Annotated in this window: 13 protein-coding genes; 5 read left to right on the top strand and 8 right to left on the bottom strand. The window is 56.5% G+C overall.

Translation table 11 applies throughout. The annotated features are described in order from the left end of the window. The 5 genes from KK925_RS03095 to ftsH all read left to right on the top strand — a co-directional run. Window positions 1-269, top strand: a 269-nt coding sequence (locus KK925_RS03095; RefSeq protein WP_214096245.1) for a hypothetical protein, incomplete at its 5' end; no start/stop codon positions are given. A 174-nt stretch (window positions 270-443) separates the two neighbouring features. After that, window positions 444-1,001: a UbiX family flavin prenyltransferase gene (locus tag KK925_RS03090; protein WP_174582929.1), complete on the top strand. Its 558-nt coding sequence runs from the start codon at window positions 444-446 to the stop codon at window positions 999-1,001. Continuing rightward, a complete protein-coding gene (locus KK925_RS03085; protein ID WP_174582928.1) occupies window positions 998-1,861 on the top strand; it encodes a UbiA-like polyprenyltransferase in 864 nt (287 codons plus the stop codon). Before KK925_RS03090 ends, KK925_RS03085 begins: the two co-directional genes overlap by 4 nt. 10 nt (window positions 1,862-1,871) lie before the next feature. Next, on the top strand, window positions 1,872-3,074 hold the full coding sequence (gene mqnE, locus KK925_RS03080; protein ID WP_174582927.1) for an aminofutalosine synthase MqnE: 1,203 nt from the start codon (window positions 1,872-1,874) through the stop codon (window positions 3,072-3,074). Window positions 3,075-3,332: 258 nt separating this feature from the next. Further along, window positions 3,333-5,294, top strand: a complete 1,962-nt coding sequence (ftsH, locus tag KK925_RS03075; protein ID WP_174582934.1) for an ATP-dependent zinc metalloprotease FtsH — start codon at window positions 3,333-3,335, stop codon at window positions 5,292-5,294. Between the two features lie 134 nt (window positions 5,295-5,428). Here ftsH and mobB read toward each other — a convergent pair whose 3' ends face one another. The 8 genes from mobB to KK925_RS03035 form a co-directional block, all read right to left on the bottom strand. Next, window positions 5,429-5,971: a molybdopterin-guanine dinucleotide biosynthesis protein B gene (gene mobB / locus KK925_RS03070; RefSeq protein WP_174582926.1), complete on the bottom strand. Its 543-nt coding sequence runs from the start codon at window positions 5,969-5,971 to the stop codon at window positions 5,429-5,431. 31 nt (window positions 5,972-6,002) lie between these two features. Next, window positions 6,003-6,644 (bottom strand): molybdenum cofactor guanylyltransferase MobA, encoded by a 642-nt coding sequence (gene mobA / locus KK925_RS03065; RefSeq protein WP_174582925.1) that lies wholly within the window; start codon window positions 6,642-6,644, stop codon window positions 6,003-6,005. A gap of 25 nt (window positions 6,645-6,669) precedes the next feature. Further along, a complete protein-coding gene (gene fdhD, locus KK925_RS03060; RefSeq protein WP_174582924.1) occupies window positions 6,670-7,566 on the bottom strand; it encodes a formate dehydrogenase accessory sulfurtransferase FdhD in 897 nt (298 codons plus the stop codon). A 3-nt stretch (window positions 7,567-7,569) separates the two neighbouring features. Then, window positions 7,570-7,965 carry a molybdenum cofactor biosynthesis protein MoaE gene (locus KK925_RS03055; protein ID WP_174582923.1) on the bottom strand — a complete coding sequence of 132 codons (396 nt, stop codon included), beginning with the start codon at window positions 7,963-7,965 and terminating at the stop codon, window positions 7,570-7,572. Window positions 7,966-8,058: 93 nt separating this feature from the next. Then, entirely contained in the window at window positions 8,059-8,298 is a 240-nt protein-coding gene (locus KK925_RS03050) for a MoaD/ThiS family protein (protein WP_174582922.1), read from the bottom strand. After that, window positions 8,299-9,321 (bottom strand): GTP 3',8-cyclase MoaA, encoded by a 1,023-nt coding sequence (moaA, locus tag KK925_RS03045; RefSeq protein WP_236027826.1) that lies wholly within the window; start codon window positions 9,319-9,321, stop codon window positions 8,299-8,301. Between the two features lie 158 nt (window positions 9,322-9,479). Continuing rightward, entirely contained in the window at window positions 9,480-9,893 is a 414-nt protein-coding gene (locus tag KK925_RS03040) for a DUF1844 domain-containing protein (protein ID WP_174582921.1), read from the bottom strand. A 26-nt stretch (window positions 9,894-9,919) separates the two neighbouring features. Next, window positions 9,920-12,451 carry a M16 family metallopeptidase gene (locus tag KK925_RS03035; RefSeq protein ID WP_174582920.1) on the bottom strand — a complete coding sequence of 844 codons (2,532 nt, stop codon included), beginning with the start codon at window positions 12,449-12,451 and terminating at the stop codon, window positions 9,920-9,922. Window positions 12,452-12,481: the final 30 nt, after the last annotated feature.

Genomic DNA, 12,481 nt, shown 5'->3' with positions numbered 1-12,481 from the left:
AGGTGGGGGGACTACCCTTTCAGCTAGCCCTGGTTGTGCCGCGGAAGTTTGCGGAGCGCTTTCGGGAGCACTGGAAAGCGTGGAAAATTCGGGGGGCAACGGGGGAGGAGCGAGAGACCCCTCTTCCTCCTGGGGACCGAGTAAGCTATCAGCGCTTCCACTCTTCCGGCGGGACAATCGCTTGCCTCCGTCTTCTCCATTTTTGCCCACGGAAGCCCCCTCCCGAATGGTTTTTCCTACCTTACTTCTTTTCCTGTCACGGTCAATAGCCCAGGTGAACGCGGCTTTTTCCGAAGAAAAAGCTTACCCACCCCTCGAACCTCTCGAAGGTTCGCAAAGGGAGGAAATCTTTTTTGCCAACAAACCCCTCGCAGAAACTGCCCAGGCGGAGTAATTTCCCAGCGTCACCCTCCTTTGGTGGGATCCCAAGCCCGGCCATCACGATGAAGCTACTGGTCGCCATTACCGGGGCAAGCGGCATGATCTACGCCAGGCGTCTTCTTTCCTTCCTTTCCCAAACATCGCACGTGGTCCACATCATTGTGAGCCAGAGAGCCAAGGAAGTCCTGGCCCTGGAAGGGGAAGAACTGCCCATTCCCAAGCGTTTTCCGGTCCATTCCGAACGTTCTCTTCGTATACCTTTTGCCAGCGGCTCAGCCCGGTTTGACGGGATGGTCATTGTCCCGTGCTCCATGGCCACCTTCGCCCGGATTGCTCATGGGATCTCCGACAATAGCATTACCCGAGCTGCAGATGTTTGCCTAAAGGAACGTCGAAGGCTCATCCTGGTACCACGGGAAATGCCGTGGAACGCCATTCACGCTCGCAACGCGGTGACACTTTTGGAAGCAGGGGCGATCGTGATCCCCGCCTGTCCCTCCTTCTATAGCCGGCCCACTACCCTCGAGGAGCTAGCCGATACCGTCGTGGCCCGAGTTTTGGACCAGCTTGGAATTCCCAACGAGCTATCGCCGCGGTGGATGGATACAGAGGAAGGATGATCGTAGAAAAGATCCAGAAACTCCTTCGACTCATTAAATTTAGCCACACCCTTTTCGCCCTCCCGTTTGCCCTCTCTTCAATGCTGGTCGCCTCCCGTGGCTTGCCGCCCCTCCGAACCACCCTCCTCATTCTTTTGGCGATGGTAGGTGCTCGAACGGCCGCCATGGCCTTTAACCGGTACGCCGACTGGGACTACGACCGCGTGAATCCCCGGACAAAAGAGCGTGCAGAACTTGCGACCCGAACGGAAACGCTCATCCTTTGCGGAGCGGGTCTAGCGATATTTTTTGCCGCTTCCGCAGCCTTAAATCGTGTGTGCCTCCTTTTGGCTCCCCTGGCCGCCTGTATCTTTTTGGGCTACTCGTTGACCAAACGTTTCACACCCTTTTCCCACGCGTTTCTTGGCCTTGCGCTTGCCTTGGCTCCCCTTGGGGCTTGGGCGGCCGTCCGGCAAGAGCTCGCTTCGCCCATCCCTTATCTTCTGGCGCTGGCTGTCTTTTTCTGGACTTTTGGCTTTGACCTCGTTTATGCGACACTGGACGTGTCGGTCGATCAAAAACTGGGACTTTACTCTTTCCCGGCTTGCTTTGGAGTCCGCCCCAGCCTTGTGGTAGCCATCGTACTTCACGGGCTTGCCTGGATCGCATGGAGCGCTTTTGGGATGGCCGCTCATCTGAGCTGGCCGTATTTTACAGCCCTTTTGGCCGTAAGCTTCGCCCTTGCGTACGAGCATTTGCTCTGTAGTTCCGGCGATCCTGTACGGGTGCAACATGCGTTTTTCCACGTCAATAGCGCGGTATCGCTCCTTTTGTTTGCCGGCGTCGCTTTAAGCCTAGCTATCGAAAACTGGCCGTGGTAAACACGTTCCCATGGAAGACTCTCTGTACCAGAGCCTAAAAGGTGCGGGACTGGAGGATATCGGGGAGAAGGTTTGTGAGGGAAAACGGATCTCCGAGGAGGATGCCCTTCGGCTTTTTGATTGCCCCGACCTCCACGCGGTGGGCCGGCTAGCGGATTACGCATGCCACCGGAAACAGGGGGCTGTGGCTACCTACATCGTCAATCGTTACCTGAACTATTCTAATATATGCATCCTCTCCTGTCGGTTCTGCGCCTTCTATCGAAGGGAGGGTGAAGAGGGGGCCTTTACCTTCTCGATCGAGAAGCTGGTAGAAGAGGCAGAGCACAGTTACCGGCAAGGCATTAGGGAAATTCATTGCGTCGGAGGTCTTCACCCCAAGCTCCCCTTCGATTACTACCTGGCGCTGGTCAGGGAGATCAAAAAAGCGTGCCCAGGAATCCAGCTGAAAGCCTTTACCGCCATTGAAATCCGTCATCTGGCCTGTCGTATTGCTCGGCTTCCCATTGAACAAACTCTCCAACAGTTGAAGGATGCGGGGCTTGATGCGCTCACCGGAGGGGGTGCGGAAATTTTTCATCCGGAAATCCGCAACCAGATCTGCCGCGGTAAAGAAACCGCCGAGGAGTGGCTCGAAGTTCACCGGATCTGGCACAAGCTAGGACAACGAAGCACCGCCACTATGCTCTACGGTCACATTGAACAGGTTTCCCATCGTGTCGACCACCTGCGCCGGCTTCGAGAGCTTCAGGACGAAACCGGTGGGTTTACCGCCTTTGTCCCCCTTCCTTACCAGCCGGATGGAAGCGGGCGCCTTCCGGTCGTCCGGAAAACCAGCCTACTGGACCAGCTTCGAACGATCGCCGTTAGCCGGCTCTACCTCGACAACTTTGACCATATTACCGCCTATTGGCTGAGCATGGGACTGGCAGGAGCCCAGGTGGCCCTAGCGTTTGGAGCCGACGATCTCCATGGGACACTGCAAGAAGAGCGGATCTATCACATGGCTGGGGCTACCACTCCCCAAGGGACAACGGCCCGAAAGCTCGAGCGACTCATCCGGGAAGCGGGCAGAATCCCAGTGCAGCGGGACACTTTCTATCGGGTCGTGCCGGCGGGGGAAAGGAAGGAGTTGGAAAGGAGTTCCCAGCAAGATTCAAACGGCAGAAAAGAAAAAAAGATGGGAAGGCTTTCCAATCCAAAAGCTTCCTAATTGTGAAAACGTGAAAGCGTAAAACAGGGAACAAAGAAAAAATGAGGAAACAAAGCTGGCGCGTTTGGCTTGCAACCAGGGAAATCCTTCGGCCTTCCCTTGGTTGACGTTGCCATAAGGACACGCTAAGCTTACAAGCGGAGCCTAAACATTATGCCGAAAGTCTTTCAGCGGATACTGAAAAAGAATCGCCGCCCGGCGGGCGGGCCCGAGGATCCCTCGCGAGACGGTAACCGACCGGATAGTAACTGGAGGGGAATGCTCTTTTTTATCCTCTCCATTGCTTTTGTGGCGGCGGCCTATTACCTGAGCTTAAACCAGGGAATTGGCATCGAACAAAAGACTCTTCCCCAGCTCCGGCAGCTTTTGGATGAGGGACGTGTCAAAAGTCTCACCTTTGTCCGGGATACATCGGGCGGCCAGACCTATCTTGAAGGGACGTACCTGCGACCCCATAGCCCCACGGATCCCGAGCTTACCCTGGTTCCTTTCCGAACGGTGGTGGATTTAGAATTTAACCGGGACCTGCAAAACCTTCTGGCCTCCAAGGGGTTCCCAGACGTTGAAGTCAAGATCGTTCATAACTTTTGGGGTCAGGCTCTTATGAGCGTACTCCCCTTTGTCCTGTTTATTCTAGCCCTGTACTTCCTTTTCCGGCAGCAGATCCGGATGGCGGGTCGTTCTGCCTTTACGTTTGGGAAGAGCCGCGCCCGGCTCCTAAGCGGGGGTAAAACCAAAGTGACGTTCAAAGACGTCGCCGGGATTGAAGAAGCCAAAGAAGAAGTTCAGGAAATCGTCGAATTTCTCAAAAATCCCAAGAAGTTCCAGCGACTCGGCGGGCGGATCCCCAAGGGGGTGCTTCTGGTCGGACCTCCGGGAACGGGAAAGACTCTCTTGGCCAAGGCGATTGCCGGTGAAGCAGATGTGCCCTTCTTTAGCATCAGCGGGTCGGATTTTGTGGAAATGTTTGTCGGGGTGGGAGCCGCGCGCGTCCGCGATATGTTCGAACAAGCCCGGCGCAACGCTCCGTGCATCGTTTTTATTGACGAGATTGATGCTGTGGGCCGAAGCCGCGGAACGGGCCTTGGAGGCGGCCATGACGAGCGAGAGCAGACCCTCAACGCGCTTCTGGTCGAAATGGACGGGATTGAGTCCAGTGAAGGGGTTATTGTTATGGCAGCGACCAACCGGAAGGATGTTCTTGATCCGGCCCTTTTGCGTCCCGGACGGTTTGATCGCGAAGTCCATGTTTTCCTTCCTGATATCCAGGGCCGGGAGCAGATCCTTCGGGTGCACTCGCAAAAGACCAAACTTGATTCCAACGTGGATCTTCGAGCTTTAGCCCGCGGGACGGCCGGGTTTTCGGGCGCAGAGCTGGCTAACCTCATCAATGAGGCTGCCCTTCTTGCGGCCAAAAAGAACAAGGAGGCTATTACCCAGGCCGAGCTGGAGGAAGCCCGGGACAAGGTGCGTTGGGGTAAAGAACGGCGCAGCATGGCCATGACCGAAGAGGACAAACGGCGAACCGCTTACCACGAAGCCGGCCATGCGGTTTTAAACGTCCTTTTAGAGCACACGGATCCCTTGCACAAGGTGACCATTATTCCCCGAGGTCCTGCTCTGGGGGTGACTATGATGCTTCCCGAGACGGACAAATATAACGCAAAGAAAAAGGAGCTCTTGGACAATCTCTGTGTCTGCATGGGGGGTCGGGTGGCGGAAGAAATTTTTCTGGGTGACATTACCAGCGGTGCTTCGAACGATATCCGGCAAGCAACCGCCTTTGCCCGGAGGATGGTCTGCGAATGGGGAATGAGCGAGAAGCTGGGCACAGTCCACTATTCTGACGATCCTACGCTTGTGTTTCTGGGAAGGGATTTAGGAACGGCACGAGGCTATAGTGAGGCCACCGCCCAGGAAATCGATAAGGAGGTGAAAAACTTTATCGACCAGGCCTATCAGCGAGCCACGGAGCTTTTGCTTGCCCATCGCGACAAGGTGGAAGCTCTGGCCAATGCGCTCCTGGAGTACGAAACCCTGGATGGATCTCACGTGGTCGAGATTGTCCGCCACGGACGGTTACTCAACCCACCTCCCAAGAATGTTCCTCCTCCGGTCCTGACCACACCCCCTCCGGAACCAGCCCCGCTTCCCAAGAAAAAGGGCACCGATGAGGAAAAAGGGGGTCTTTTGCCCGGACTGGAGGGAGTTCCTGCCTAGTCAGGTTGCCCGCACAATCCGCTCAAACCTAGTTGGAATTTTCAGTAAAAGTTGCGCTCCTTGTTACGAGGAAGCGTAAAAGCTACGAGGTTTTTGCCGGGTTTCCTTGCAAGTCACCCAAAGGACCTTCGGGGTTAGGATGGGACGACGCGGTCTTTGAGCCTTCTCTCGATAAACGCCAGAACTTCTTGCGGTTCGTTGAGATTAAGCCAGGTTACGCCCGCGGGAAGCTCCCTTTCCGGAGAAGGGGAAGCCACGGCGACCACGTGGGGATCCTTGGAATAGAGTGGAGGCAAGCCCAAAGAGGGACGATAAACCTCCACCTTGGGGTAAGGGAATCTCTTAAACCCTTCCACCAGGATGAGATCAGGGGGGTCTTGCCCTACGATCGTCAGAAGTTTTCCCAAGTCTGGTTCCTCTCCTTCCGGCGTTTCGACCATCAGAGCCCACCGAAGCCGGGAAGCTACAAGAACCTTCCGCGCTCCCGCGTGTCGGAGCTCGTAACTATCCTTGCCGGGATGATCTACATCAAAGGAATGGTGAGCGTGCTTGATGACCGCAACTTTTCTTCCTTGCTCGCGCAACCGGCGAACGATCTCCTTAAGAAGGGTGGTTTTGCCTGAACCACTCCATCCCACAAACCCGATCACCGGATACGATTCCAAGGGTAGAGCCATAACAAGGAAACCACCGGCCCCCTGGGTCCTCTTACGTTTCGCAATGGCCTTCCGCACCTTTGGCCATCTTGCCCGAGAGCAAATTCTCTGCCCAAGCCAAATCCTGGGAAGAATTGATATTGAAAAACCCAATCTCCGAGTCCCTAAAAAACTCCCATGCCGTCCGATCGGGAGTAAAAAACCCCTCCACCTTCCGGTTTCCCTTCGACAAATATTCGTGCAGCCGTCCTACAAGGTCCCGCCGCAAGAGCGCAAAGAGGTTCTGGGGTCTTCTTCCATCATGGGCAATCGCCATCTCCTTGCCCGTCCTTTGACAACAGGCAAACAGCCGCCCCACAAGATCGGGGAAAACAAAGGGAGCGTCACACGGAACCACCATAACAAAAGGATCGGTCGCCTCTTCCATGGCCCGTGCGATCCCACCAAGCGGCCCCACACCAGTCCAGGGCTCCCGGTCCGAGACGACAGGCACTCCCAAACTTGCGTAACAGTCCTGGTTGCGATTGGCACTAATCAAAAGATGATCAACCTGGGGACCCAGTCGGTCCAGGACCCACCTGATCAGCGGTCTGCCCGAAAGGGCTACAAGCCCCTTATCGACCCCGCCCATCCGGGACCCCTTGCCCCCCGCCAGGATCACTCCGGTGATTCCTACCTCGAGCCCTGCTCCCATGGATTAGACCGTGGTATTTTCTTCCTTATGGCCCCTCCTTCTTGACCTGCGAAAGCAAGCGCTCGGGCCAAGTGTACACGTTAAACCGGTCCCCCCGCAGAAATCCGACCAGTGTAATCCCAAACTCTTCCGCCACCGCCACGGCAAGACTCGACGGAGCCGATACCGCACAGAAGATGGGCACTCCGGCAAAAACACTCTTTTGAACAAGCTCAAAGCTGGCGCGACCGCTCACCAGTACCACGTGGGAGCCCAGAGGCAACCTGCCCGAAAGAAACGCCCAGCCCACGAGCTTGTCCATCGCGTTGTGGCGTCCAACATCTTCCCGCACGGCTACCAGCGTGCCATCAATGTGAAAAAGGGCAGCAGCATGAAGCCCGCCCGTCGATTGAAAGATTTTTTGTCCTTCCTGCAGGCAACGGGGCAGGGAAAGGAGTACCTCCGGGGAAACCCGCAGTTGCGGTGCTTTTTCTCTCCCAGACGCTCCCCGGATACGGAGGCTCTCCAAGGTCGTTTTCCCACAAAGACCACACGCGCTTGAAACGTAAAAGTGCCGCTCCAAACCTTTTAGACTGGGAAGACAATCCCGGTTGAGAAAGACACTGACTACGTTATAGCGTTGCTCTCCCTCGATGGCTGGATCCACGCAATAGGAAATCTCGGCAATTTCCTCGGGCCGTTGGACCACTCCCTCGCCGAAAAGAAAACCGGCAGCCAGTTCAAAATCCGCCCCGGGAGTTCGCATCGTAATGGCAACCGTGCGGGTTTGCTGGCCTGCCGAGATTCGGATCTCCATCGGCTCCTCGGTGGCCACCTCATCCGGCCGGTTCCACACTCCTTCCTTTTCAAACCTCCAAACCCGCACCCGCGTTTTGCTGCCCGGCCGCGGATAGCCAGGCTCTCTCAGCACTAGGGGATCCATAGCCTATGAGTTGTTGATGGTGCAGGGCGCTTTCCAGATGGGCACGCGCTCTTTCAACCGGTCCACAAGCTCGGTCAATAACCCCAAGGCCTCGCTGCGGTGGCGGGCAAAAACTCGGATCCCAAGAGAAGCTTCCCCAACAGGCACCTTCCCCACCCGGTGCACCACCTCCACTCGCTGGCAGGGATATCGTTTGCCTAGCTCCTGGCAAATCCGGAAAAGCTCCTCCTTGGCCATCGTCTCATACGCTTCGTAGTGGAGAGCCTCAATCCAGTGGTTTTGCTCCTCCCGGCGTACGACACCGTAGAAGACCAGAACCACCCCCGAAGACCCGTCCAGAGGAAAGGAAAGTTCCCACGACTCCAACGGATGGGAGGTCAGCCGGACCGAGATTTCCATGGGACCATCCCGTTGTGTCAAGATCCTGCCCATAACTTGAGTCAACTCCCGGCGTCAGGCTCCTCGATTCCGGCAAAGACTTACACCAGCTCCCTATCCCCCACTTACCGGAGGAATGACCGCAATTTCTTCCGCAGTACCCACCGGCCGATCCCACTCCCAGTACTGCCGGTCCACGGCCACTCGCCAGGACGAAAGTTTTTGGATCTTATCCGGGTACAGTCGTTGCAGAATCAAGCGCGGAGATTCGGACAAGCTTGCTTCTACCCAAATCTCCCCTTCTCCCAGAAGCTCCCGAGCCTCGGCAAAAGCAAGAATACGAACCTTGGCCATCTACCCTCCAATGGCGGTCATCACCCTTCCCGGCTGGTATCCCTCTCGAAACGAGTGGGCCAGAGGTTTGGCTGCCAACGCGGCCTCCCAGCATTCCTTCAACCTCACCCTGTCGAGAGCCGGCCGAACGCAAGGCTTAAGATCCCACTCCGCGTGGTCCCCCAAACAAGGGCGGAGTTTCCCATCGGCCGTCAGACGCATCTTATTACATCCATCGCAGAAACGAGAATCCGAAATTGCCCCGATAAATCCTACAATTCCCCCAAGACGAGCCAACCGGAAGTATTTTGCCGGGCCCAAACCCAGCTTGAGATTCACCGGCTCGAGCCGATCGTACTTTTCCAAAGACCTCTTGGCTTCCTCAACCGAAAAAAAATTCTCCTCCGCAAGCATGTCACTTCGGGTCACGGGCATAAGCTCAATAAACCGGATCACAAGACCCCGGCTGGCTGCAAACTTTGCCAGGGGCCAGATTTCTTCCTCGTTCCGGTTTCGCAAAAGCACGGTATTGATCTTAAGCGAGGAAAAGCCAAGCTTGCGACATAGCTCAATCCCCTCCAACACAGGATCGATGTCTCCGCGGGTGATCTCCCGGTAGCGCTGGGGGTCAAGTGCATCCAAGCTCACGTTAACCCTTCGCAACCCGGCTTTCCACAACCCCTCAGCCAGTTCAGGCAACCGGGTCCCATTGGTCGATAAAGACACCGTCTCGACTCCCGGAAGTCCGATCAGTCGCTCCACAAACCCTACCACGCCCGGCCGGACCAGAGGTTCGCCCCCGGTCACGCGAAAATGGCGGAACCCCAGCGATACACCCACCTTCACGATTGCGAGGATCTCCTCGTAACTCAATAGCTCGTCGCGAGGCACCCAGCCGGCGTACTTTTCCGGCATGCAGTAGAGACAGCGTTCGTTGCAGCGGTCGGTGATCGAAATCCGAAGGTAGTTGACCTTCCGACGGTCTACCGCCGAACCATTCCTCAAACCATGGGGAACAAGGCGAATGGGTTGGGAAAAACTCACTGTTCGAGAATAGGTTACCCTGCTTACCCACCAAGAGCAAGGAAACCACCCGCCCCTTCCAAGCCGTTTGGCTAGAAGGGAAAAAGTCTCCCTCTCAACTCCCTCACACGCCCGTAAGACCGGGACACAGGAAAAAACCCCGTCTTAAGCAAGCAGCGTTACTCGCCTGGTCCATACTTTTTAACAAACCGCTTACGTCCAAGCTCCTCCCCTGCCGGAGCTTGCTCTTTGCCGCTCTCCCCAGAAGGAACCTCCTGGGCCACAGCGGATTCTTGGGCCTTCCCCGCGGGTTTTGCTTCAGACCCTCGCGTCACCGCCTCCACAAAGACAAGCCGCAGCTGGGTCAACACCCCCTCCAAAAGACTCCGTTCCTCCTCTGTCACATTCCCTGCAACCCGCACTTGCAAAGCCTCAAGTCCGTCAATGATCGCCCGGGCTTCCTCCAATCGCAATGACACAGGACCCTCCCCGGACCCACCCCGCAGAAGGTAAAGCGCCTCCTGTGCGAGCCGCACGACCAGCCCCATGAATCTCTGGGAAAGTTCCTGTTGCGAAAGATAACCCTCGCTCATCCGGTTCTCCCTCCGGCCCGTTTCCCCTACGGGCTTACTACCACCGTAACGGGCCCCTTTTGGCCCAGGCAACCAACGAGACACTCCCGGACCTCTTCCTCAGTTAATGCCTCAATTTTTTTCCTTCGCCTCCACGCGTAATCGTAGCCAAGCCCTACCAGTTCATGCAGAGCAGATGCCGCCACCACCCCAGCAGTATCCTGATCGCTCATTCGATCCTCACTTAAAAGCTTCGCTTTCGCCCGCTCGACTTCCCCCTTGTCCAGCCCTGAAACGGCCAGTCGTTCAATCTCTTCCCAAAGAAGCTTTTCGACCCATTCCTTGCGCGTGGGGTCGGTTCCCACATAGAAAGCAAACCATCCACCCGCAAGCCCCAAAAACCGCGTCGCTCCCGTAAAGTAGGCAAGCCCGTGCTCTTGTCGAATTTTAACGAAAAGCCGGCCCCCCAGGTCACTCAGAGCTTCCGCTGCAATCGCCAAGGGAATCTGCCAAGGATGCTGGAGACCCGGCGTGGGAAACCCAATGAAAATAACTGCTTGCTCCTTCGGGAGCTGTTGTTCCACACGCACCGGCTTTTCACGGAGCGGAACAGGTGGAAAACCCGTAGGCTCTCCGGGAACGCTTTGGCCCCACGCCGAAAGAACCGGTTCCATCATTCCTTGGACCTCTTCCCAACAAAAATCTCCAGCCACCCCGAAGACGGCGCTCGCTTGAAAGAAGACCTCCCGAACAAACTCTTCCACATCCTGCGGCCCGACCCGGGCAAGGGTTTCCGGCGTTCCTAACGGGTTGCGCTCATAGGGATGCCCGGCAAAGAGGGTGCGCCGTAGAAGATCCCGAGCCACAGAAACCGGATCTTCCCGCTCCACTGCAAGAAGCGAGAGTTGTTTTCTGCGTTCCGTTTCGAGCTCTTCTTCCCGGCAACAAAATTCCATAAGAATTTCCAAAAAAATCTCTAGCCCATCCCGCCAGCTTTGCTTGAGAAGCTCGATCGACAACCGCGCCGAATTATTCCCCCCATCCGCTTCCAAGTACCCACCCAGTTCCTCCACCCGGCCGGCGATTTCCATGGCTTTTCGCCTCCGGGTCCCCTTGGGAAGGAGCTGGGCAGCCAGGCGAGCCAGCCCCGCCGTCTCCGGTTTTTCATAAAAAACTCCCCCCGGGAAGAGGACATGAAATCCAACCAAGGGGACCCTTTGATCCTGGCGGGCCACCACCCGGGTCCCTTTGCCCAGTCGATAGCGGTGCGGCAAGGGAAGCTCTCCATGACCATGCGCGTGCCCTTTTTCCAGGAAGGGCTCACGCTCACCCTTGGGAACAAGCTCGGCAAGATTCTCCCGCCGCGGATCCAGAAAGCGCCGTGCGCACTCCACGATCTCTTCCTCCTCGATCCCCTGGATGCGTTCGACCACCCGATCGTAAAAACCCGGATCCCGAGCCACAAGCCACCCCCAACCAATGGCACCGGCCCTCCCGGAGGCCGTTTTTAAGCTGTGCCACCGCTGTAAAAGAGCCTGCCGTCGAGCACGTTCCAGCTCGTTGCGGGCCACAGGATTTTTGCCAAGCTGGTCAACCAGTTCTCGAATGCGTGCGATGAGCCGACCTCGCTTTTCGTTCTGGCACCGAGCCCCCACCCCAAAAACACCCGCTCCCAAAGCCATATGCGTAAAAACTTCCACCTCTTCCGCAAGCCCCTCCTCCTCCACGAGGATCCGGTGGAACCGGGAGCTTCTTCCCCCCCCGGCTACGAGTGAGAGCAAAAGCAACGGCAACCCGGATGGGTCTTCATATCCTGGAATCTGGTAAAGGAAAAGAACCCGGCTTACCTCTGTCACAAATTCCTTCTGGCTTCTGCGGGGCACCATCTGGTCCGGTTCCCCGGGAATGTAGCTCTGAGCCATAGGCCTTGCTTTTTCCTTCCCCAGACTTTGGGCTGCTTCTGAGAAAACCTCAGCCGGCTCGACGGCGCCCGAGACCACAAGTGTGAGATTCTGGGGGCAATACCGCTCCTGGTGGTACGCAAGCACATCCTTTCGAGTCAACGCCTCAAAAAGATCCGGGATCCCAATGACCGGGTAACGGAAAGGATGATGGGAAAAGGCCGTCCGAAGTCCTAATTGAAACAGCTCTTCGTCCGGATCATCGGCCACCATGGCCAGTTCTCTGCGAATTACGTCTTTTTCCGGTTCAAATTCCGGTTCCGGAATCGCAGGGTGCAGTACCGCGTCGCAGAGAAGTTCTAGCGCCTCTTTCCAATGTTCGGCCGGCAAGTCAACATGATAGACCGTCCGGTCAAAAGAAGTGTACGCATTTACGTGACCCCCCAGTTCCTGTAAGCCTAGGACAAACTCTTGGCCCGAGCGGGCCAAGCTACCCTTAAAAATCAGGTGCTCAAGGAAATGCGAGATTCCGGAACCCGCCCATCTCCCTTCATGAAAGCTTCCCGTGTGGCACCACAATTGAATCGAAACTACACGGACCTCTGAATCGGGATGGACAAGGACAAAGGAACCATTGGCAAGCTCTCGAACCAGTGTTTCGCCAAAAGAAGTCCCCACTCCTATCCTCCTACCCCTGTCCCCTTTGTT

This window comes from Candidatus Methylacidithermus pantelleriae (assembly GCF_905250085.1).
Taxonomy (GTDB): domain Bacteria; phylum Verrucomicrobiota; class Verrucomicrobiia; order Methylacidiphilales; family Methylacidiphilaceae; genus Methylacidithermus; species Methylacidithermus pantelleriae.
This window is presented reverse-complemented; position numbering and strand designations above follow the sequence as displayed.

Excerpts from the sequence above, each read along its gene's own strand:
- KK925_RS03090 (WP_174582929.1), top strand. The coding sequence starts at position 444 with ATGAAGCTACTGGTCGCCATTACCGGGGCAAGCGGCATGATCTACGCC.
- KK925_RS03085 (WP_174582928.1), top strand. The coding sequence starts at position 998 with ATGATCGTAGAAAAGATCCAGAAACTCCTTCGACTCATTAAATTTAGC.
- mqnE (WP_174582927.1), top strand. The coding sequence starts at position 1,872 with ATGGAAGACTCTCTGTACCAGAGCCTAAAAGGTGCGGGACTGGAGGAT.
- ftsH (WP_174582934.1), top strand. The coding sequence starts at position 3,333 with ATGCTCTTTTTTATCCTCTCCATTGCTTTTGTGGCGGCGGCCTATTAC.
- mobB (WP_174582926.1), bottom strand. The coding sequence starts at position 5,971 with ATGGCTCTACCCTTGGAATCGTATCCGGTGATCGGGTTTGTGGGATGG.
- mobA (WP_174582925.1), bottom strand. The coding sequence starts at position 6,644 with ATGGGAGCAGGGCTCGAGGTAGGAATCACCGGAGTGATCCTGGCGGGG.
- fdhD (WP_174582924.1), bottom strand. The coding sequence starts at position 7,566 with ATGGATCCCCTAGTGCTGAGAGAGCCTGGCTATCCGCGGCCGGGCAGC.
- KK925_RS03055 (WP_174582923.1), bottom strand. The coding sequence starts at position 7,965 with ATGGAAATCTCGGTCCGGCTGACCTCCCATCCGTTGGAGTCGTGGGAA.
- KK925_RS03050 (WP_174582922.1), bottom strand. The coding sequence starts at position 8,298 with ATGGCCAAGGTTCGTATTCTTGCTTTTGCCGAGGCTCGGGAGCTTCTG.
- KK925_RS03040 (WP_174582921.1), bottom strand. The coding sequence starts at position 9,893 with ATGAGCGAGGGTTATCTTTCGCAACAGGAACTTTCCCAGAGATTCATG.